Origin of the sequence: Halomonas sp. McD50-4 (assembly GCF_022348135.1) — a bacterium.
Classification (GTDB): domain Bacteria; phylum Pseudomonadota; class Gammaproteobacteria; order Pseudomonadales; family Halomonadaceae; genus Vreelandella; species Vreelandella piezotolerans.
Genome location: NZ_JAKRFG010000002.1, coordinates 336,306 through 356,223 on the forward strand (window position 1 = coordinate 336,306; position 19,918 = coordinate 356,223).

Genomic DNA, 19,918 nt, shown 5'->3' on the forward strand with positions numbered 1-19,918 from the left:
CTCGATGAACCGATCATTAACCGCGGCTTATTGTCGTCCCTAGCAAGTGCTGTGCTCTGGGAACCAGCCAAACGGGATCAAGGCGCGTATTGGCGGCTTCGACGCATACAAAGTGCTTGGCGGCGTCAGCGGGGGTATCGTTGGGCAGTTCGCTATCCGGGTGCCAGATCACCGTAGAGTCGCTGGACTGTTTGCCGATGCGCAGCGTGCGCTGACCGTCGTCGAGCAGCACGGCTTCGTTGGTGTGATAAATACGGTCGACCGGTCCACGAATCGCCAGCGTGCCCTGCTGCTCAGACTCGGCAAAGTCGCGCAGCTTGTCCAGGTAGCGCGCCCCCGCCAGGCCCTCTAAACGGCACTGATGGGCGTCATGGACAGCCAAGTAGCTGTGCAGCGCACCGCTGGTCTTGATCGGGGCATCGCCGATGTTTTCGCTGATGATCTCGACGTTCAACCGCTGGGCGTTGGCTTGAATCACCACGCGCGCGGTGAGCTGGCTATGCAGACGCTCTTCCGGCGAGAGATGGACCTCGATGCCTTCGGCGTGGTCGTCAACGGCGTCCAGGCGCCACATGGCGTGACGGGCAAGCCCATGGAAGGGGCCGTTACGCTCGGGGCTTTCGTCAGCGTAGCGCTCGTCGGCAAACCAGGGCCAGCAAAGCGGAATGCCGCCACGAATCGCGCCGGGCAGCGCTTGGGGCGTTGGCGTTACCCATAGCCAGCCAGTGTCGCCTGTCGGCTGAAAGTGCAGCACCTGTGCGCCTTGCAGGCTAATGACCATTTCCCCCCAGGCCATGTTGAAGAGCGTAACGTCACGGCCTTCCCAGGTGGCGCGTTGATGACCATCAACATGGCTAAGTAGCTGTTTAAGGGAGTCGGGAATCATAGGGGAATCCTTGTGGGCAAAGGCAACAAATAGGCAGAACAGTAGCGCCGTGTGCTATGGTAGGACAAGCATAGATGGAAGGTAAAACCCCAAGCTGAGTGAAACCAAGGAGGTAGTATGGGCTTTATTGCGTGGTTAATCATTGGTGGTTTAGCTGGCTGGATCGCCGGCAACATCATGCGTGGCGGCGGTTTTGGCGTGCTCGGTAACATTGGCGTCGGCGTGGTCGGTGCGCTCGTCGGTGGTTTCCTCTTCAGCCTGCTGGGGCTGCAGGCGGGCGGCTTCATCGGCTCGCTAGTCACGGCGACCGTGGGGGCCGTGGTCTTGTTATGGGTCATTAGTAAAGTTAAAAGCGCCTAGCGTTTCTCACGCTAAGTGGTATCTGCTGCCCGGCCTTTGCGCCGGGCAGCGCTGTTTTGTGCGGCGGCTATCGGTCTTGGCAGCAGATTCCGTTACACTATTCGGCTTTTAGCAGCCGCGACTGGCTGCTCCGATGGGTGATGGCTTTCATGGATCGCTTTCTGTTTCTTCGAGGTGTCTTTTGGTCGACGCACTAACTACCTGGTGGGCTCAACAGCTGGTGCTGTGTGACTGGGCTTTTACGCCGCATCCACTGGCGGTGGATGCGGTTGCAGCGGAGCAGCGCCTGCTGGAACTGGGTATGACAGATCGTGGCGCGTTGGCAGACCAGCTGTTTTTTGCCCTTGGTGCGCCATCGGGGGGTGCCGACCAACTGCTGGGCGCGCTGGAGTGGTCAGCCCTGGCGGGCGCAGCAGGCTGGTTGAGTCAGGCGCAGGCGACGAACTGGGCGCACCACCTAATACGACGCATCACCGCCGACTACGGCGATCAGCGAGCGTGGCTGGCCGACCTGCGCCGCGCCTTAGGTGCTAAAGGCTGGGAAACCGGTGCCGATGACCGTTTTATCGATGCCTGCCAAGCGTTGTCGGATCTAGAGAGTGAAGGTGAAGGTGTTACCTGGCAGGCGCTGGATGCAGCGCTCGCCGAGCGTGGCGCCCCAGCATCGCTGTGGCCTCAGTCTGCTGCAGCCCAGCCCTGGCGGTTGGGCGCACTGTTCCGCCCGCTGGTGTGCTATCCAGCCAGCACCGCCGATTGGCCCGACGCCACGCAGTGGTTGGCGCGTGTTTGGCAGATTCAAGACCGTGAGCAGTTACTGGAAGTGATGCTTTGGCTCAGTGCCCAGGGCGAGCGCCAGCGCTGGGATATCGAAGCCCGCGAACTGCTAACCATGGATCATGCTCAGCGCCAAGAGTGGCAACGGGGCGCGGTGAACGATGCGCCTTACGCGCCAGTGCTCACCACGTTCGTCAATCAGGGCGAGCCGCTGGAATGGGCCGCCTGGGATTGGCTGCGATTGGTGGAGCTTGCCTGGGCCGGTGCCTGCTGCGGCTGGCTAAGCCAGGCGGAAGCGGACGACCTGGCGGCCCACGCGGCTGATCTCGTCGGGCGCCGTTACCACGACTGGCATGCCGTACTGAAAGCCTACCTGCGCGGACAAAGCCTCTTCGAGGGCGTCGATCGCCGGGGGATGACGCCTAGCGCGCGTCATAAGCTGCTCATGCACGCGCCCCACAGCCCTTGGAAACACTCGCTGGGGGCGTTACTGGACGAGCCGACCCGTGATGCCTCGCGGGCGCGCATCAAAGCATGGCGTCATACGCCGCACCATTGGCTGCTCGCGTTGGCGGGCGTCCGCGAGCCGGACGTCATGTTGCGGCAACTCGATCCGTCAGCGCCGATCGCCGAACAGCGCAGGGCAGATGCCGCCGTTTACCTTCAAGACTCTCTGGGGCTGCATGCCGATGAGGGCCACCAAGTGCTGGCGCGCTACTGGCTACCTGCCCAGGCGCACCATCTTAACCAGCTGGCTGCGGATGCCGCCCATGGCGTATTGCCACCGTCGCAGACGCGCTTTGGTCAGCCGACCCCCGATGAGCTCAAACAGCGCAACGCGGTAAAAGGCGTGAGCCGCCACGCCGCGACGATTCACATGGCGGAGAAATTTGCCTTCTATCTGCATATGGCTTTCGACAGTGGTCTGTTCGAGCGCGAACCGCTCATGCAGCACGCTAGCGCCTTACGTAGCTGCTTGTGTCGCTTTTATGCGTCGCCCAAGCGTCTGCTAGAGGCGTGGTTTGCCTGGGAGAGTTGCCTGCCAGAGCCCGAGCATGATTCGCTGATCAATGAAATCGCATGGCATCTGGAAGATCCTGGCAGCCTGTTCCATTGGCTAGATTGGCGCCCCGATGCTTGGTGCGAACCGGGTGAGAGACCTACATTGACCCACTTCACGGCGATGTCGCTGGTGGGGCCGCTGAACAGCGCGGTCTGGAGCGAGCCACAGTTGGAAAGTCCTCGTGAGTGCGCCGACATTCGCGAATGGGTAGAGAGCCACTATCACCTCTCTAGCGCCGACGACATGCAGGAGTTTTTGACCTTCATGTTGGAGGCGGGAGATCGCCAGGAGTACCAGATCAACTACGCGCCCTACACGCTTAACCCGGAGCGGTTGGCGGCTGAGATCGCCATATTGGAGTCCGGCGACTGCGGCGAAGAAGAGCGTCACCACTTGTTGCGCCTGCGCCGTGTGAGTACCAACGAAGATGGTTGTAATGACGTGGATATGGCCGCCTGGGACATTGCCCAGCTCGTCGATCTCGCCATTGCGGCACGTCAGCTAGGTTGGCTCGACAAGTCAGCGTTCGCGAACGTGCTCGACCGCGCCTATCAGTTGGCGGCGGATCATTACTCGGGTTGGCAGGAGTATGCGGCGGGCATGTACGCAGGGTTTTCGTTTTTCATGGGCGACACCCCGGAACGAGAGAGCTTCTTGGCCGGTTTTCGTCAAGCGCTGGTGGCTTGGTTATGCGGCGCGCCAGTGCTGGCCGGCCCCTGGGCGAGCCTGGATTTTCCAGGCAACAAGCCGCGCCATTTCGCGCCGCTGCATATCGATACGCTGCCGGGTGATCAACGAATCTTACATTAGGCTCGCCAAGCATAGGATAACTAGCTTATAGTCCAGGGTTTGTAAAAAATGAGTTTTCTCATGCTTGGGTCTTTTCCACTTTTTCTTCAGTCACGAGGTTAATCGCATGGTTGCGTCGCCACACCCCGCTGTGACCGCTGTCCGTGTTGTAAGTGTTTGTGTCGTCGTTGCTTTGTTAGCTGGTTGTGCGGGCTCCACCTCACGCCAGGGTATGGAACCCCCCGAGGATTACTTCTCGATGTCGCTTCCCGGCATGCAGGGTGCCAATCCTCAAATGTCGCCCGTTGATCCCATCGATGCGCATCTTCGCAGTCTGCAGACACCCCCGCCAACAGTCGTGCGCCAAGCGCTTCTAGAGCAGCATCAGCGGTGGGCCGGAACGCCTTATCGGATTGGAGGAACGACGGATCGAGGGATCGATTGCTCTGCCCTGGTGAGAAACGTATTCCGCGATACCTTTGACGTCGAGTTACCCCGTTCCACCCAAGATCAAGTGCATGAGGGACGCCCGATCGACCGCCAAGAGCTGCAGGCGGGCGATCTGGTCTTCTTCCGCCCACCGGGACGCTACAACCATGTGGGGATTTACGTCGGCAATGGCTACTTTCTCCATGCGTCCACCTCCAAAGGGGTGATCATCTCAAGCTTGGACAACAGCTATTGGCAGCGCTATTACTGGCAGTCGCGTCGGGCGCTAGAGCCGACCAATCTGGCTCAGCTCAGCAGTCGCTCGATGCCGTAAGTGTTCGCCGTGAGCGTCCGTTCACGTTGGAAAGGCCATGATTGAAGCAAAGACGCGCGCCTGGTGGCGCGCGACGGCGGCCCTCTGTTTAGGGTCGTTTTTGGTGTTCATCAACCTGTACGTACCGCAGCCGCTGCTGCCTGGACTCAAAGAGACCTATGGCGTGTCGACGCTAGGTGTCAGCCTGCTGATGTCGGTGTCGACACTCTCGCTGGCCTTGGCGCTGCTGGTGTTTGGGCCGCTCTCCGACGCGATTGGTCGGGAAGCCATCATGCGGTTTACGCTGCTTCTGGCCGGTGGCCTGTCGCTTGCCTTGGCCTTTGCGCCGTCCTTCGAAAGTTTGCTGTTGCTGCGCTTGCTGCAAGGCTTCGTGCTCGGAGGTTTGCCTGCGGTGGCCATTGCCTGGATGGGCGATGAGTTCGACAAGACGGCTCTGCTGAGCGCCGTCGGGCTCTATATCGGCGCCAATTCGTTGGGCGGTATCAGCGGACGTATCGTTGGCGGTGGTGCCGCCGCCATCGGCGGGCCAACGGCAGCGTTTATTGCAGTGGGAGCCATGACCCTGGTTGGCTGTGTGCTTTTCTGGCGGCTACTGCCCAACAGCCAAGCCTTCGTGCCCAAACGTTTTCATTTGCGTGATGCAGTGACAGACCTGCTGGGACATCTGCGCTCACCGGTGCTGCTCGCCGCCTACTGTCTAGGCGGCATTAACTTTCTGATTTTTATCAACCAATACAGCTATATCACTTTTCGTCTAGCGGATGCGCCTTATCAGTTGGCGGCCAGCGGTCTAGGGCTGATTTTTCTCACCTATCTGGGCGGTACCTTTGGTTCGACGGTGTCCGGCAAGTTGGCGGGGCGTTTTTCACCTGCCATCTGTATTAGCGCAGGCATCGTGATTCTGATGCTGGGGACGGCTGTGACCTTGGCGGACTCGCTGGCACTGATCATATTGGGTTTGACCATTAACGCTTTTGGCTTTTTTATGGCGCATTCGCTGGCGTCTAGCTGGGTGGGGCGCTATGCCCAAGGAGCGCGGGGTAGCGCATCAGCGCTCTATCTCGTGTTTTACTATCTAGGTGCCAGCATTGGCGGTTTTTGGTTGGAGCCCTTTTGGCGCTGGTCGCAGTGGCAGGGCGTGGCGATCGGTTCGTGGCTGCTGCTTTGCGTGACGCTGTTCATTAGCGTGGGCCTATGGCGCTTCGAGCGCCGTACCAGCCGTTAATTGCCCACCCGCCAAATGCCACCGTTGATGGCACAGGCGCTTTAGCAGCGCCGTATCGTGGCTGATTACCAGCACGCCCAGGTTGTGGCGTTCCGCGTGGGCGCGCAGCGCCTGCCAAAGGGTCAATTGGGTGACGGGATCCAGCATGGTTGAGATTTCATCGGCCACCACGTAGCGCACGCCGGGGGCGAGTGCGCGAAGTACGCATACACGCTGTAGCTCTCCGCCAGAGAGGGCGCTGGGAAAACGCTTGAGCCAGTGCGGCTCAATACCAAACGCTTTCATCAGCGCATCGGGGGGTGTCCATGCCTCTCTCACTATCTTGCCTACCCGCCAGCGCGGGTTGACCGCCAGCTCAGGTGACTGCGGAAGCCACTGTACAGGGCTTAAGCCTTGCTTAGGTAGCGGCGCGCCGTCAATGGTCACTTGGCCCTCGTGGGGGGCTAGCTGACCTGCCAGCAGTTTACCCAGGGTGGTTTTTCCTGCCCCAGAGTCGCCGCTGAGCCCGATCCATTCGCCAGGTGCAAGCCGAAGGGTAACTCCTTTCAGGAGTGGCAAGCCGGAAGGAAAGTGAAACGAGACACCATGGGCTTCAAGCAAGCGTTGGCTCCTGTCGCAAGGCGGTGACTGGCAGCGTGCTGAAGGCGTTATCCGGCAGCGCGTGCCAGAGGGCGCGTGCATAAGCGGTGGTTAACCGTTCCCCTTGGCCCTGAAACGCTTTGGCGGGGGCGGTCTCTAGGCCTTTACCGTGTCGCATCACGGTGACGCGGTCGGCAATGGGCAGGGCATGGCGAAGGTCGTGGGTAATCAGCAATACTGCTTTGCCCTCGAGTGCCATGGCCTTTAGCGTTGCCAGTACGCGGTCGCGCTGTGTGGGGTCTAGACCCACGCTGGGCTCATCGGCAATCACTAGGTGCGCGTTGCCCACTTGGGCCATGGCGATGAGTACGCGACGGGCCATGCCACCCGAGAGCTCATGGGGGTAGAGGGCGGCGGCGTGGCTAAGCTGGTAGTGGCCGAGCAGCGCCTCGGCACGCTGATCGGCGGCGGGGCGTTCAAACCCCACGCGCTGGGCAGCCCAGCGTACCTGTTGCTGGCTACGAGCGAGAGGGTCAAGGGCGCTTAGTGATTGGGGAATCAGCGCTAGCTGACGGCCGCGTAGCTGGCACTGGCGCGCAGGGGTTAAAGGCGCTGAGTGAAAATGCAGCGTTCCCTTCATATTAGCCGCCGACGGCAGCAGTCCCATAATGGCGTAGGCGAGCAGGCTTTTCCCTGCGCCTGATGCCCCCACCACCGCGTGTATTTCGCCCGCTGCTATGTGCAGCGACAGCGCGTCGATACAGGTGGCCCACTCTCTTTGCCACCAGCGGGGGTAATGGGGCAGTTCTAGGGTCAGCCGTTCGATATGCAGCATGGCAAACTCCTCAGGTAGACCGTATCGCCTTACAGCGCTTGGCGCAGCAGGGCCGCAAAACGCCCAATGGCCAGCACCATGAGCAGTAAGCCCAGCCCCGGAAACACGCCAAGCCACCAGTAGCCACCAGTGAGATAGCGCATGGCGTCGGCCAGTAGTACGCCAATGGCGGGCTGGGTTGGGTCCAGGCCAACGCCCAAAAAGGTCAGAGCGGCTTCATGCAAAATGGCATGGGGGAACAGCAGCAGTGCGCCGACCAAGCAGTGAGGCAGTAAATGGGGCAGCAGGTGGTGCCACACAATAAACCCGTGGGGTTTGCCGAATGCTTTCGACATGGCTACGTACGGGGCATGGCGTACACTCAATAGCTCTGCGCGCAGCACCCTGGCAAGACTGGGCCAGTGGGTCAGTGCGACCGCTATAATCACTGCCTGGGTTCCGCCGCCGAGGGCAAAGGCAATTAGCAGCAGTAAAATCAGGTGCGGTACGCTTAGCAGCGTATCAATCAGCAGGCTGACCAGGGCATCTAGCGTTGATGACAGCATCGCTAGGCTCGCCAGGCTTACGGCAATCAGCGTGCCTAGTAGTGCGGCGCTAAGACCTACCCAAAAACTCAGAGCAAGACCGGCCAGCGTGCGTGCCCATAGCTCCCGGCCCAGCGCATCCGTTCCCAGCCAGTGGGTGGCGCTAGGAGGCATCAAGCGCGCCTCAAATTGCATGTGAAAAGGCGTATCACCTAGCCAGACATGGTGGCTGAGCAGCAGTGCCACCAGTAGGCAGAGCATTGCTGCGTAGCCTGCTGCCAGTAGGCGCGGTTGGCGGTTCATCGCTGCCCCTGCGCTATGCGCGGGTCGGCTAACTGGTAAAGGCCATCGGCGATAAGATTGCCCATGCTGACAAACAGCGCGGTGAACAGCGCAATCGCGAGCAGCAGCGGCACATCGCTTCTTAAACCCGCCGCTACAGTGGCCTGACCAAGCCCGGGATAAGCAAAGACTTGCTCAATTAGTAGGGAACCGCCAAACAGCTCGCCGAGAGAGGCAAACGCCAGGGTGATGGCGGGCAGGCTGGCATGGCGAAGGCCATGACGCCAAGCGATATCGAAGCGGCTTGCGCCTTGTGCAAAGGCGTGCAGCGCCGTCTCCGAGCGCATAAACGCCACCATCTTGGCACGCGTGTGCAGTGTGATCGTCGCCATACCCAGCAGCGCCAGTGTCGCCATCGGCAAGATCAAGTGATGTAGACGCGTCAGTGGGCCCACCTCTTGCCTGAGAACGCCCATGGGGCCGGCGCAGCAGGTGGGTGTCCAGCCGAGGGTGACCGAAAAGAGCAGCAGCGCCAGCATGGCCAGCCAAAAGGTGGGCGTCGAGGCGGTGATATAGGCATAGCCGCTAATCAGACGGTCAAGCCAAGCGCCCTCTTTGCTGCCTGCCGCGATGCCCAGGAGCATCCCCAGGGCGAGTGAGAGTAGCCAGGCGCCAAACAGCAGGAAGAACGAGCGCTGGAAGCGCTGGCCAATGACCTCGCTGACCGGCTGGTTGTAGATATGGCTCCAGCCCAGCTCTCCGCTGAGCAGCTGGCGCAGCCAGTGGCTAAATTGGACCATAGCAGGCGCATCAAACCCCCACTGCTCTGCGATCAAGGCCCGCTGTTCCGGGCTTACCTGGGCCATCTGCGGGCCAAGATAGGCATCGACAGGGTCGATGGGCGAGAGCATCATCAGCCCAAACGAGACGGCCGCGACACATAGTAGTACCAGCACCAACCGCAGTAGGCGTGCCGTGAACCAGGCGGCTAGTCGCACGACCAGCGCCACTCCAGCAGGTTAGCTGTTATCGGCCAGCCGTGGCCGTGGGGGGCCACGCCCAGCTCACCCAGATCGAGGCAGCGGTGGGTGGCATACACATGGGCAAGGTTGACCATCCAGGCCCAACTGGTATCACCCTGCAACCCATAGCCGGTGTCGCCATCCCACTGCGCCGCTTGCCAGTGTGAGTTGGCCGCTTCCGGCGTTGCTGCGGCCTGGGCGGCCTCGAAGTGTTTATCCACGGTCTCGTTGGCGTAATAGCCGCTGTTGTAGAAACCAAATCCGGCATGCTCGCTATGAAACAGGTAGTACACCTCCTGCGGACTATGGCTGCCAAAACCAAACACAATGGCATCTTGATGGAGGGCTTCCTGTTGAATCTCGTCCCAGTGGCGGCCGGTGGGCTGCATCTCGATGCCAAGCGGTCGCACCATCTCAGCGCTCACTTGGGCGAGCTGTTGACGCGTGGTGTCGCTCGATGGGTACGTCAGTCGAAAACGTGCTGGCTGGCCATCTTTAAAACGCAGCCCGTCTTCGTCCTGGCGAACCCAGCCTGCTTCATCGAGTAGGGCATTAGCGCGTGCTAAATTGGGCGCCGCCACTTTCTCGCCTTCTTGGCTCCAGGGCAGGCCGTCCGCCGGGCCAAAGGCCGGACGTCCAAAACCGTTGAGCGCTACGTCCACCAGTGTTTCGCGGTCGAGGGCAAGATTCACCGCCTGACGGATGGCGAGATCAGACGTGACGTCATTGCCGATCGGAGCGCCGTTGGCAGCCTGTTCGCCTTCATCGGGCTGCATAGGAAACAGAATGCCGCGGTTGTCCACACTCTTCATGATGACCCGCTGCATTTGGCTGGGGAGGTTGTTCGCCAGTGCTTGTGGCACCGCGGCGAGATCCACCTCACCGGCGTGGGCGGCACTGAGCGTGGCGGCCTCATCGGTAAATAAAAACACCAGGCGCTCAAAGATGGGCGTGGGGCCATAGAAGTAGGGGTTGCGCTCAACAATCAGCTGCTCGCCCTCTTGCCATTCAACCAACTGGTAAGGCCCGGATCCTAACGGCTGTCTGCCGTAACCCTCGCGATAGCCATTGTCCCGGTCAGCATCAGGCACGATGCCCAGCGTCATGAGTTGATCGATAAAGGTAATGCGCGGTGCCTTTAGCGTCAGTTCAACCGTGTTGCCGTCGATGGCTCGGGCGCTCTCCAGTGCACTGAGATCGGCACGGCCACCCGCCTCTGCGGCGGCATTGAAGGTGAAGGCCACATCGTCAGCGGTGAGCGGGGTGTTATCGGAAAAACGCACATCCGTACGTAAAGTGAGCGTCCAGGTGAGGCGATCGTCAGACAGCGACCACTCGGTCGCCAGCCCCGGTTGCGGCGTCAAATCTTGGCCACGGGTGAGTAGCGTGGATTGAAACAACGGGTTGCCGTACTGCCCCCAGCCCAGCAGTGGGTTAAAGCCTTGTTCCGGCTCGCCGCCAATGGCTAGCACTAGCTGCTCTTTGGCCAACGCAGGCGCGCTTAGCGCTACGCATGTGGCTGCTAGAGCCAGTATGATAGAGCGACGCATAAGACACCTTTTAAGGCTGCTGATATGATGTTTTTACAATAACATCATACTATCAACGCTGGAAGTTGCGGCGATGCACAATGAGAGATCGGCGAAGGAGAGGGTATGCAGCGGGTAACGGTAACGCTGGATGAAGAGCTGTTAAGCGACGTCGACGCGCTGATGGCGCTGCGCGGCTATCAAAATCGCTCGGAGGCGATTCGTGATCTCACCCGCAGCGGGCTGACGCAGGCTAAAGAGCAGGTTGCACCGGATGCGCCGTGCATGGGAGCGCTGGTGTACGTGTATGATCACGCGGCGCGAGATCTTTCCAAGCGGCTGACTCGCCACTCCCATGATCATCACGACTTGACGCTCTCGACGCTGCACGTGCACATCAATCACGATAGTTGTCTGGAGGTGGCGCTATTGAAGGGGCAGGGGAGCGCACTGAAGCAGTTCTCCGATGAGGTGACGTCATCGCGCAGCGTGCGCTACGGCCAGCTCGTACTGATTCCTGACGAATAGGGCGCTAATGCCCACTTGAAAACCTGATATCCATAAAAAAGGGCGGCCCAGTGGCCGCCCCTTGATCGCGTCGAGTCGCTCAGTGCTCGACACCACCTTCGCCGTGCACGTGGCCGTGCTCGACTTCTTCCTGGCTAGCTTCGCGAACGGTCGCAATCTCAACGTCGAAGTTGAGGTGCTGGCCTGCTAGCGGATGGTTGCCATCGACGACGACGGTATCGCCTTCGACTTTCTTGACGGTCACCATCAGCGGGCCACCCTGGGTCTGGGCTTGGAACTGCATGCCGGGCTCGACGCTCTCGACGCCTTGGAATGCATCGCGCGGCACTTCTTGCATCAGCTGTTCTTGAACTTCACCGTAGCCCTCTTCCGGAGCGACTTGGACGTTCAGTTTGTCGCCAGCAGCGCGGCCTTCGAGCTCTTTTTCCAGGCCTGGGATGATGTTGCCAGCGCCGTGGAGATAGGTGAGCGGCTCGCGGCCTTCGGAACTGTCTAGCACCTCACCTGCATCGTTGGTCAGGGTATAGTGGAACGCGACAACCGAGTTTTGCGCAATTTGCATTGAATAACCTTTCGGTGAGTGCATGTCCCAACATGGTAACGCGTGTGGAGCGGCTTGTCAGGGGGGCGGCGGGGTTTTTCCACCCACACGCCTTTAGCGCTATTGCGCCTAGGGGTGTGCAGGGATACCCTACATCCACCCATTTTTAACCTGCCATACACTCGCTGGAGTCCGTTATGACCATCTTCTTTATTTGGGTTGTCGCCTTCGCGCTGATTGCATATTTTGCTAATAAACGTTGGGAAAGCGGCGTTAGCCAAGGGTTGGACAAAGTGCTGCCCGAGGTGCTGAAAAGCCATGGTGACAACCGCTACCTGTGGGTAGCGGCGTTGGCCGTACTGGGCGCAACGACACTGATTCGCCCGGTAGACGTGCTGCTGGTGGCGATCTTGCTAGCCGTGATTGGCTTGATCATCGTGAAGCTCGCCAATTGGGCAAGCAGCATGGCCCACTAAGTCGAGCCATCGAGTCCACTCCTGGGTTCGAATCGTCAAATAGCTGAATAAACAACAGCCCGGCCAAGTCGGCCGGGCTGTTGTTTTGACGAGCCGCGACGCGTATAGCGTCGGGCGAATAGTGGGCACCTCTGGTGCTAGTAAGGCGCAACGCTCAGGTTGGCACCGCTGCCAATCAAACGAACCCGTTGGCCTGCTTGGTACTGACGATCGGCGCTTTGCACGACGACCACATCCGTCCCATCATCACGACGAATTTCCATTTCCAGTGCGTTGATCCGGTTGGCGCGATCTTCTGCGGCCGTACCGGCAACGGCACCGCCCAAGGCACCGGCAACGGTGGCAAGCTGACGGCCAGAACCGCCGCCAATTTGGCTACCCAGCAGGCCACCAATCACGGCGCCGCCGCCACCACCCAGCAAATTGCCGGTGCGGCTATCGGCCTGAATTTGCACGGGGCGAACGGCCACGATGGTGCCATAGCTAACGCTCTGCCCCGTTTGCGCTTGGTTACCACGGTAAACATCGCCGGAGTAGGGCGCGGTATTGGCGCAGCCAGCCAGTGTCAAAATGCTCAATGCGGCAACGGGTAATAAACGTTTCATTAAAACCTCCAGTGGGTATCTATCCGCGTCAATGGCGTTTCATCAATTGCCAAACATCGCGTCTATTTCGTTTTAGAACAGCGTTCGTTAAAAGATAACGGAAGTGTGGCGCTTTGACCAGCCATCCCAAAAAAAGGTCACAATGATAGTGTAGACAGGCATTAAGAAAGCAGTGTGCAAAAAAACAGGAGGCCGGCGCCTCCTGTGGGTCATGCGAAGAGCGGATTAACCAAACTGGTTCATGGTGTTGTCTTTACCGCCCGCCTTGAGCGCGGCGTCGCCATGAAAGAACTCTTTGTGGTCGTCGCCGATATTGGAGCCTGCCATGTCCTGGTGTTTGACCGTGGCGATACCTTGGCGAATCTCCTGGCGTTGAACGCCTGCGACGTAGGCCAGCATGCCTTCGTCACCGAAGTAACCCTTGGCGAGGTTGTCGGTAGACAGCGCTGCCGTATGGTAGGTGGGTAGCGTGATCAGGTGGTGGAAGATACCGGCTTCGCGAGCACCGTCGCGCTGGAAGTTGCGCGTCCACTCGTCGGCGAGTTGACCCAGTTCGGTGTCGTCGTACTCGACGCTCATCAGCTTGTCGCGCTGGTAAGCCGACACGTCCTTGCCCTCTTTCTCCCAGGCATCGAAGACCTGCTGACGGAAGTTGAGCGTCCAGTTGAAGGAGGGCGAGTTGTTGTAGACTAGCTTCGCATCCGGCACCACCTCGCGGATACGGTTCACCATGCTGGCAATTTGGCCAACGTGGGGCTTTTCGGTCTCGATCCACAACAGGTCGGCACCGTTTTGCAGGCTGGTGATGCAGTCCAGCACCACGCGATCTTCCCCCGTGCCCGGCTTGAACTGGTAGAGACCCGAGGCTAAACGCTTGGGCTTGACCAGCTTGCCGTTTTGCTTGATGACGACGTCACCGTTGTTGATGTCTGCCGCGTTCTCGATGACGTCTCCGTCCAAGAAGCTGTTGTACTGGTCGCCCAGGTCGCCCGGCTCATGGGTGACGGCAATCTTTTGGGTGAGCCCCGCGCCAAGGGAGTCGGTGCGCGCCACGATGACGCCATCTTCGACGCCCAGCTCCAAGAAGGCGTAGCGCACGGCGTTGATCTTCGCTAGGAAGTCTTCGTGGGGAACGGTGACCTTGCCATCCTGGTGGCCGCACTGCTTCTCGTCGGAGACCTGGTTTTCGAGCTGGATACAGCAAGCGCCCGCTTGAATGAATTTTTTGGCCAGTAGGTAGGTGGCTTCGGCGTTACCGAAACCGGCGTCGATATCGGCAATGATCGGCACGATATGCGTTTCGTAGTTGTCGATCTTGCTGATCAGCTCTTTCTCTTTAGCGCTATCGCCTGCCGCCTTGGCGTCGTCCAGGGCGCGGAACAGGTGGTTGAGTTCCCAGGCATCCGCTTGCTTGAGGAAGGTGTAGAGTTCCTCGATCAGGTTGGCGACCGAGGTTTTCTCGTGCATGGATTGGTCGGGTAGCGGGCCGAACTCGGAGCGCAGCGCGGCCACCATCCATCCAGAGAGGTAGAGGTAGCGGCGTTTGGTGGTGCCGAAGTGTTTCTTGATCGAGATGAGCTTTTGCTGACCGATGAAACCGTGCCAGCAGCCCAACGACTGAGTGTACTGGGAGGTGTCGGCATCGTAGGCGGCCATGTCGTCGCGCATGATCTTGGCCGTGTAGCGAGCGATGTCCAAACCGGTATGGAAACGGTTTTGAGCGCGCATACGGGCAGCATATTCAGGTTTGATGGCTGACCACTTGCCGCCTTGGGCTTCGCGAAGGTGGGCCATGGCTTTGATATCGTCGAGCAGTCCTGTCATGAGCTGTTTCCTCCAGAGTTATCGTCGTTCGCACGTTAGCTTGTTCTTATGCTGCACCTGCGAGATAGATTCCAGCATTATTCAAATTCGCGGCGCTGTCTCTACACCCATCGTCTCTTAATAAAACGTCGCGGTGTGGCGCTTTGCGTTTCACAGCGTCGGTGTCTCCGAAGAGGAGAGTCCTTAACGCTGCAGTGCAATAACTATCGACTAGGCAAGGAGATCCAACAATTGTCACTTGGGGGCACGCGGCGTTGTAGTCCGACGACAGCGACTACGCCAAACGCCCTGTTTGTGTAGTCGTTTTTCGTCATGGCTTTGACTAGGAACACAAAAAAAGCGCCACACGGGGTGGCGCTTGGCGACATTGGCGCTGAATCACTACAAAAACAGCGTCATCTCACGATGGGGAATGCCTGCATCCATAAACACGTCGCCGTGGGCAACGAACCCTAGCTGCTCGTAAAAAGCGAGAGCATGTAGCTGGGCGCTGAGCACCGCCCGGGCGTGCCCGGCATCGCGTGCCGCTTGGATGGCGGCCTCCATGAGTTGATAGCCAATGCCCAGCCCCCGGGCATGTTCGAGCACTGCCACTCGGCCAATGTGGCCATCGGGAAGAAGGCGGGCCGTGCCGACCGGCTCGCCTTTGAGCATGGCCAGAAAATGCAGGCACTGCGAATCGAGGCCATCCCACTCTTCCTCTTGAGCTACCTGCTGTTCATCGATGAAGACGACTCGGCGGATCCGCGAAGCGTGCTCTTCCAGTATTTCCCAGTGGCCGCTTGTCACGGTGGCGTTTTGTTCCAAGCGTTACTCCTCGTCGTCGCCCATGAAGCCCAGGCTGCCGCTATTGATCAGTCGAGTCACCAGAGCGGCGGCGCCCTCGAGTTCCAGCACGTCTGCGTACATCGGTGTAGCGTCGGCAAGGCGTTTGGCGAGGGGTTCTGAGCAGGCGTGCCCGTCGCCATCGACGAACAGCGTGGTGCCAGAGGCATCGCTGCGCCAAGCGAAGCGAGACCCCGGCATATGGAACAAAGGTTCGCCGTCTTGTAGTTGAGCAACAAGGTCGGCTTCGCTCATCGACTCTTCGAGAGGCACGACTTGATCGATATATTTGGGCTGGGTCATCACGCGGCCAAACCACTGGGCCACTTGCTCAGGGTTATCCAGCGCGCTCAGCATGAACTGACGCATGCGTTCGACGGCGGCATCGTCCAGCTCGCCTACCTCCTCGGCAGGGGCCATGCCCGCATCGCTATAACGCTGGGAGTCCGACATTTGTTCGCCGACATAATCGGCATACGAGGTGATGGCTTCGTCGGCCGAGGGCGCGCGAAAACCCACCGAAATGGTCATACAGTCATCGCTTTGGCTGACGCCGTGGTGTGCCCAGCCTGGCGGCAAATACAACATGTCGCCGGGTGCCAGGGTCCAGTCGGAGTCTGCTTCGATCTCGAACGACTCGAGGATGCGCAGATCGATCCCTTGGATGATCGGCGCATTGTCGAGCTGCTTGCCACCCAACTGCCAGCGGCGGTGGCCGCTAGCCTGCAGGAGGAAGACGTCGTACTGGTCGATGTGTGGCCCAACGCTGCCACCGGGAGGGGCGTAGCTGACCATGATGTCGTCCAGCCGCCAGCGAGGTAGGAAGTCGAACTCGTCCATCAGCGCCGCAATGGAGGGCACGTAGTGGTCGACCGCTTGTACCAGCAGGCTCCAGTGACCTTCGGGCAGCCGCTCGAAAGTGGCGTCGTCGAACGGCCCGTGCGAGACCTGCCAGGGGCCGTCGGGGCCATTCTCTTCGACCAGCCGCGCTTCGACGCCCGGTTCGCAGGCAAGGCCTGCCAGTTCGTCGGGATCGATGGGGCTGACGAAATCGGGGATAGCGCCACGAATCAGCAGTGGCTTCTGCTGCCAGTAATTGGCCAAGAAGTCTGCGGGCGTTAAATCGCCCAACAGGGTGAGTGGCTTATCGTGATGACTCATGGCGTTATCCTAGTTCAAGTGAGCACTACGTCAGTGCCGCAGAGCGTCGTTTAGAGTGCAGCAAGCCGCTGATTGAGAGCTTCGGCCTGGGCCTTCGCATTACCAATATAGCTGGCAGGCGAGAGATCCTTCAGCTCCTTTTTGACCGTCTCAGGTAGCTCGAGTGTGTCAATGAAGGCAGCAAAGCCTGCCTGATCGATCCGCTTGCCGCGGGTCAGTTCTTTGAGCTTCTCGTAGGGTTTTTCAATGCCGTAGCGACGCATCACGGTTTGAATGGGCTCGGCCAGCACTTCCCAGCTGTTGTCCAGGTCTTCTGCAAGACGCTCAGGGTTGGCTTCCAGTTTGCTGATGCCTTTCAGGCTGGCGTGGTAGCCAATCAGGCCGTAGGCCAGACCAACGCCAAGGTTGCGCAGCACGGTGGAGTCGGTCAGGTCGCGCTGCCAGCGCGAAATCGGCAGCTTCTGTGCCAGGTGGCTCATCACTGCATTGGCCAACCCCAAGTTACCCTCTGAGTTTTCGAAGTCGATCGGATTGACCTTGTGCGGCATAGTCGACGAGCCAATTTCGCCTTCTACGGTACGCTGCTTGAAATAGCCCAGCGAGATATAGCCCCAGACATCGCGATCGAAATCGATCAAAATCGTGTGAAAGCGGCAGATCGCATCGAACAGCTCGGCAATGTAGTCGTGGGGTTCGATCTGTGTGGTGTAGGGGTTGAAGCTCAACCCTAAACCTTCGACGAAGGTGCGCGCGTTGGCTTCCCAGTCGATGTCCGGGTAGGTGGTCAGGTGGGCGTTGTAGTTGCCCACCGCGCCGTTGATTTTGCCCAGAATCTCGACACTTTCGATCTGCTTGAGCTGTCGCTTGAGGCGATACGCCACGTTGGCCATCTCTTTGCCCAGCGTGGTGGGGCTAGCGGTTTGGCCGTGGGTGCGCGACAGCATCGGCTGACCGGCATGGGCAATCGCCAGCTTGGCAACTTCATCGGCGACTTGATGCATGGTCGGCAGCAAGGCTTTAAGGCCGTCTGCCAGCATCACGCCATAGGAAAGGTTGTTGATGTCCTCAGAGGTGCAGGCGAAGTGGATGAACTCGGTGACCGCGTTCAACTCTGCTTGTCCTGCGATCTTTTCTTTCAAGAAGTACTCGACCGCTTTGACGTCATGGTTGGTGGTGCGCTCGATCTCTTTGATGCGCTCGGCGTCGTCCACGGAAAAGTCGCGAATCAACTGCTCTAGAAAAGCGGTAGCTTCTGCGGAGAGCGGGGGCACTTCCACGATTTGGCCGTGGTCAGCCAAGCGTTGCAGCCAGCGCACTTCCACAATGACCCGCGCGCGTATCAGGCCGAATTCGCTGAAGTGTTCACGTAGCGCGGCGGCTTTGGCGCCGTAGCGGCCGTCGACGGGGGAGAGGGCGGTCAGAGCAGAGAGTTGCATGGCTTGGTTTCCAGAGTAGTCAAAGTCAGGGATCGAAAGTGAGGTGGCGCAGAGGCTAGCCGAGGTCATCCAGTGCTCGGCGCATTGCCTTGCGCTGGAAAACCAGTTTCCAGCGGCGCCCACCCTGCTGATGCCATAGCAGGGCGAAGCGGATGCCGGCCATCAGGCAAGCGCGCACCCGCTCCGGCATCATACGGGTTTGCAGTAACGAGGGGTCGCCCTGCACCACGATGCGTGTTTTAAACGTCGAGATAGTCTCTTGGTAAGCTTCACCGAGGCTGGCGATGACGTTTTCGTGGGTCGTGCCAAAGTGCTCCGCTTGTCCTTGGATATGAGCGAGTTTCTGGCCTAGCAGGTCCATCATCTGGCGGTCGGTGCGCAGCTTGTTCATCAACAAAAGCAGCGAGAAACCGTAGCGAAGCACGACCGGGTTAGCTTGCTTGCGCCCCACCAGTGCTTCCAGCGTTTCTAGACCGCGGCGCAGATTATTGGGATGGCCGCCGTAAATCGCCTCGAAGCTTTCGGGATTCGTGTCGACCGTCGCGTTGATCAGCGTTTCCCAGGCGCGGGTATCGACCTGCCCGGTACGTGCCAGCTCGTCGACCAGACTGGCGGCTTGGAATACGCCCGCCAGCGCAAGGGCCTGGCGGGCAGCGGGGGAGTCGGGCGCGCGGTGTATCGGGGTGGCGCTCATGCGGCGGCCTCCGCCATTTTCCAGGTGGCGCGGATGACGCCGCCGCCCAGACAGATATCGTTATCGTAAAGCACTAGCGACTGGCCGGGCGTGACCGCCCACTGTGGATCGTCGAACACGACCTCGACACTGCCGTCCGGCTGGGCAATGATCTCGCAGGGACAGTCACTTTGGCGGTAGCGCGTCTTGGCGGTAAAGCGGCCCCGCTGCACGGGAGGATGACCCGCGACCCAATCCATGGGCTCGGTGGCCAGCGCATCGGTGTACAGCAGCGGATGATACTTGCCCTGAACCACGATCAGTACGTTGCGATCGAGATCCTTAGCCGCCACGTACCAGGGCTCTTCGGAGTAGTTGGCCAAGCCGCCGATTCCCAGTCCCTGACGCTGGCCTAAGGTGTAATACATCAAGCCCATGTGCTGGCCGATCTCATCGCCTTCGGGGGTCTCGATGGTCCCGGGCTGGGCGGGCAGGTACTGTTGCAGAAAGTCGCGGAAACGACGTTCACCGATGAAGCAAATGCCGGTAGAGTCTTTCTTCTTGGCGGTGATCAGATCGTGCTGCTCCGCCAGCGCGCGCACCTCGGGTTTCTCCAGCTCGCCCACCGGGAACAGGGTGCGGGCGATGGCCGCTTCCGGCACGGCGTGCAGGAAGTAGCTTTGGTCTTTATTGCCATCCAGGCCTTTCAGCAGGCGCGGGTGGCCGTCGCGAATGCCTTGCCGCACATAGTGGCCGGTAGCGATTTTATCGGCACCTAGCATCTCGGCATACTCTAGAAAGACTTTGAACTTGATCTCGCGGTTGCAGAGGATGTCAGGGTTCGGCGTACGGCCCGCTTTGTACTCCGCTAAGAAGTGCTCGAAAACGTTGTCCCAGTATTCGGCGGCGAAGTTGGCAGTATGCAGTTTGATGCCCAGTTTAGCGCACACGGCTTCTGCATCCGCTAGGTCTTCTTTGGCCGTGCAGTATTCGGTGCCGTCGTCCTCGTCCCAGTTCTTCATAAACAAGCCTTCGACATCGTAACCCTGCTGGAGCAGAAGGAGTGCCGAAACGGAGGAGTCGACGCCGCCAGACATGCCGACGATCACCTTGCCGGTGGCCGCAGTGCGGATGTCCGCCGTGTCCTGGGTGGCTGAGCCATGGGTGGATGTCATGAGCATCCTCGATTGAAGTGGTGTGCAATTGGGCGGCGATTAT

General features: G+C 59.7%; 20 protein-coding genes. 6 read left to right on the forward strand and 14 right to left on the reverse strand.

The window, feature by feature from the left end; genetic code table 11:
• Positions 1–16: 16 nt before the first annotated feature.
• The gene (locus MHM85_RS04175; RefSeq protein ID WP_239285105.1) at positions 17–886 is read right to left on the reverse strand and encodes a D-hexose-6-phosphate mutarotase; all 870 of its coding nucleotides are present in this window, start codon (positions 884–886) and stop codon (positions 17–19) included.
• 117 nt (positions 887–1,003) lie between these two features.
• On the opposite strand from MHM85_RS04175, the gene MHM85_RS04180 reads away from it, so the two are divergent.
• The 4 genes from MHM85_RS04180 (at position 1,004) to MHM85_RS04195 (ending at position 5,860) form a co-directional block, all read left to right on the forward strand.
• Positions 1,004–1,246: a GlsB/YeaQ/YmgE family stress response membrane protein gene (locus MHM85_RS04180; RefSeq protein ID WP_139525453.1), complete on the forward strand. Its 243-nt coding sequence runs from the start codon at positions 1,004–1,006 to the stop codon at positions 1,244–1,246.
• A 181-nt stretch (positions 1,247–1,427) separates the two neighbouring features.
• Positions 1,428–3,893, forward strand: a complete 2,466-nt coding sequence (locus MHM85_RS04185; RefSeq protein WP_239285107.1) for a YbeU/YbeR family protein — start codon at positions 1,428–1,430, stop codon at positions 3,891–3,893.
• Between the two features lie 211 nt (positions 3,894–4,104).
• Positions 4,105–4,635 carry an NlpC/P60 family protein gene (locus MHM85_RS04190; protein ID WP_239285109.1) on the forward strand — a complete coding sequence of 177 codons (531 nt, stop codon included), beginning with the start codon at positions 4,105–4,107 and terminating at the stop codon, positions 4,633–4,635.
• 37 nt (positions 4,636–4,672) lie between these two features.
• Positions 4,673–5,860, forward strand: coding sequence for an MFS transporter (locus tag MHM85_RS04195; protein ID WP_239285111.1), 1,188 nt, complete (start codon positions 4,673–4,675; stop codon positions 5,858–5,860).
• Here the strand turns inward: MHM85_RS04195 and MHM85_RS04200 are convergent.
• From MHM85_RS04200 to MHM85_RS04220, 5 genes are read right to left on the reverse strand one after another with little or no spacing between them, the layout of a single operon-like run.
• A complete protein-coding gene (locus MHM85_RS04200; RefSeq protein WP_239285113.1) occupies positions 5,828–6,460 on the reverse strand; it encodes an ATP-binding cassette domain-containing protein in 633 nt (210 codons plus the stop codon). The two genes, MHM85_RS04195 and MHM85_RS04200, sit on opposite strands and share 33 nt — an antisense overlap.
• The gene (locus tag MHM85_RS04205; RefSeq protein WP_239285115.1) at positions 6,453–7,274 is read right to left on the reverse strand and encodes an ATP-binding cassette domain-containing protein; all 822 of its coding nucleotides are present in this window, start codon (positions 7,272–7,274) and stop codon (positions 6,453–6,455) included. Before MHM85_RS04205 ends, MHM85_RS04200 begins: the two co-directional genes overlap by 8 nt.
• Positions 7,275–7,303: 29 nt before the next feature.
• Complete coding sequence (locus MHM85_RS04210) at positions 7,304–8,101, reverse strand: ABC transporter permease (protein WP_239285118.1); 798 nt, start codon at positions 8,099–8,101, stop codon at positions 7,304–7,306.
• Positions 8,098–9,078, reverse strand: coding sequence for an ABC transporter permease (locus MHM85_RS04215; RefSeq protein WP_239285120.1), 981 nt, complete (start codon positions 9,076–9,078; stop codon positions 8,098–8,100). Before MHM85_RS04215 ends, MHM85_RS04210 begins: the two co-directional genes overlap by 4 nt.
• On the reverse strand, positions 9,069–10,652 hold the full coding sequence (locus tag MHM85_RS04220) for an ABC transporter substrate-binding protein (protein ID WP_239285122.1): 1,584 nt from the start codon (positions 10,650–10,652) through the stop codon (positions 9,069–9,071). Before MHM85_RS04220 ends, MHM85_RS04215 begins: the two co-directional genes overlap by 10 nt.
• A gap of 105 nt (positions 10,653–10,757) precedes the next feature.
• Here MHM85_RS04220 and nikR point away from each other — a divergent pair, with 105 nt between their 5' ends.
• Positions 10,758–11,159 (forward strand): nickel-responsive transcriptional regulator NikR, encoded by a 402-nt coding sequence (gene nikR, locus MHM85_RS04225; protein ID WP_139525461.1) that lies wholly within the window; start codon positions 10,758–10,760, stop codon positions 11,157–11,159.
• A gap of 79 nt (positions 11,160–11,238) precedes the next feature.
• On the opposite strand, the gene MHM85_RS04230 is transcribed toward nikR, so the two are convergent.
• The gene (locus MHM85_RS04230) at positions 11,239–11,721 is read right to left on the reverse strand and encodes a peptidylprolyl isomerase (protein WP_139525462.1); all 483 of its coding nucleotides are present in this window, start codon (positions 11,719–11,721) and stop codon (positions 11,239–11,241) included.
• A 176-nt stretch (positions 11,722–11,897) separates the two neighbouring features.
• On the opposite strand from MHM85_RS04230, the gene MHM85_RS04235 reads away from it, so the two are divergent.
• Entirely contained in the window at positions 11,898–12,176 is a 279-nt protein-coding gene (locus MHM85_RS04235; protein ID WP_139525463.1) for a hypothetical protein, read from the forward strand.
• A gap of 137 nt (positions 12,177–12,313) precedes the next feature.
• Here MHM85_RS04235 and MHM85_RS04240 read toward each other — a convergent pair whose 3' ends face one another.
• From MHM85_RS04240 to mnmA, 7 genes are all read right to left on the reverse strand, one after another.
• Entirely contained in the window at positions 12,314–12,781 is a 468-nt protein-coding gene (locus MHM85_RS04240) for a glycine zipper 2TM domain-containing protein (RefSeq protein WP_054641192.1), read from the reverse strand.
• A 225-nt stretch (positions 12,782–13,006) separates the two neighbouring features.
• A complete protein-coding gene (locus MHM85_RS04245; protein WP_239285124.1) occupies positions 13,007–14,605 on the reverse strand; it encodes an isocitrate lyase in 1,599 nt (532 codons plus the stop codon).
• Positions 14,606–14,986: 381 nt separating this feature from the next.
• Positions 14,987–15,412: a GNAT family N-acetyltransferase gene (locus tag MHM85_RS04250; RefSeq protein ID WP_153842324.1), complete on the reverse strand. Its 426-nt coding sequence runs from the start codon at positions 15,410–15,412 to the stop codon at positions 14,987–14,989.
• Positions 15,413–15,415: 3 nt separating this feature from the next.
• Positions 15,416–16,591 (reverse strand): cupin domain-containing protein, encoded by a 1,176-nt coding sequence (locus MHM85_RS04255; RefSeq protein ID WP_153842325.1) that lies wholly within the window; start codon positions 16,589–16,591, stop codon positions 15,416–15,418.
• A gap of 50 nt (positions 16,592–16,641) precedes the next feature.
• On the reverse strand, positions 16,642–18,027 hold the full coding sequence (purB, locus tag MHM85_RS04260) for an adenylosuccinate lyase (RefSeq protein WP_139525467.1): 1,386 nt from the start codon (positions 18,025–18,027) through the stop codon (positions 16,642–16,644).
• Positions 18,028–18,082: 55 nt separating this feature from the next.
• Positions 18,083–18,721, reverse strand: a complete 639-nt coding sequence (gene hflD / locus MHM85_RS04265; RefSeq protein ID WP_153842326.1) for a high frequency lysogenization protein HflD — start codon at positions 18,719–18,721, stop codon at positions 18,083–18,085.
• Entirely contained in the window at positions 18,718–19,875 is a 1,158-nt protein-coding gene (mnmA, locus tag MHM85_RS04270) for a tRNA 2-thiouridine(34) synthase MnmA (protein WP_153842327.1), read from the reverse strand. Before mnmA ends, hflD begins: the two co-directional genes overlap by 4 nt.
• Positions 19,876–19,918 lie beyond the last annotated feature (43 nt).

Excerpts from the sequence above, each read along its gene's own strand:
- MHM85_RS04240 (WP_054641192.1), bottom strand. The coding sequence starts at position 12,781 with ATGAAACGTTTATTACCCGTTGCCGCATTGAGCATTTTGACACTGGCT.
- MHM85_RS04190 (WP_239285109.1), top strand. The coding sequence starts at position 4,105 with ATGGAACCCCCCGAGGATTACTTCTCGATGTCGCTTCCCGGCATGCAG.
- purB (WP_139525467.1), bottom strand. The coding sequence starts at position 18,027 with ATGCAACTCTCTGCTCTGACCGCCCTCTCCCCCGTCGACGGCCGCTAC.
- nikR (WP_139525461.1), top strand. The coding sequence starts at position 10,758 with ATGCAGCGGGTAACGGTAACGCTGGATGAAGAGCTGTTAAGCGACGTC.
- MHM85_RS04220 (WP_239285122.1), bottom strand. The coding sequence starts at position 10,652 with ATGCGTCGCTCTATCATACTGGCTCTAGCAGCCACATGCGTAGCGCTA.
- MHM85_RS04175 (WP_239285105.1), bottom strand. The coding sequence starts at position 886 with ATGATTCCCGACTCCCTTAAACAGCTACTTAGCCATGTTGATGGTCAT.
- MHM85_RS04210 (WP_239285118.1), bottom strand. The coding sequence starts at position 8,101 with ATGAACCGCCAACCGCGCCTACTGGCAGCAGGCTACGCAGCAATGCTC.
- MHM85_RS04230 (WP_139525462.1), bottom strand. The coding sequence starts at position 11,721 with ATGCAAATTGCGCAAAACTCGGTTGTCGCGTTCCACTATACCCTGACC.
- hflD (WP_153842326.1), bottom strand. The coding sequence starts at position 18,721 with ATGAGCGCCACCCCGATACACCGCGCGCCCGACTCCCCCGCTGCCCGC.
- MHM85_RS04180 (WP_139525453.1), top strand. The coding sequence starts at position 1,004 with ATGGGCTTTATTGCGTGGTTAATCATTGGTGGTTTAGCTGGCTGGATC.
- MHM85_RS04245 (WP_239285124.1), bottom strand. The coding sequence starts at position 14,605 with ATGACAGGACTGCTCGACGATATCAAAGCCATGGCCCACCTTCGCGAA.
- MHM85_RS04205 (WP_239285115.1), bottom strand. The coding sequence starts at position 7,274 with ATGCTGCATATCGAACGGCTGACCCTAGAACTGCCCCATTACCCCCGC.
- mnmA (WP_153842327.1), bottom strand. The coding sequence starts at position 19,875 with ATGACATCCACCCATGGCTCAGCCACCCAGGACACGGCGGACATCCGC.
- MHM85_RS04195 (WP_239285111.1), top strand. The coding sequence starts at position 4,673 with ATGATTGAAGCAAAGACGCGCGCCTGGTGGCGCGCGACGGCGGCCCTC.
- MHM85_RS04255 (WP_153842325.1), bottom strand. The coding sequence starts at position 16,591 with ATGAGTCATCACGATAAGCCACTCACCCTGTTGGGCGATTTAACGCCC.
- MHM85_RS04235 (WP_139525463.1), top strand. The coding sequence starts at position 11,898 with ATGACCATCTTCTTTATTTGGGTTGTCGCCTTCGCGCTGATTGCATAT.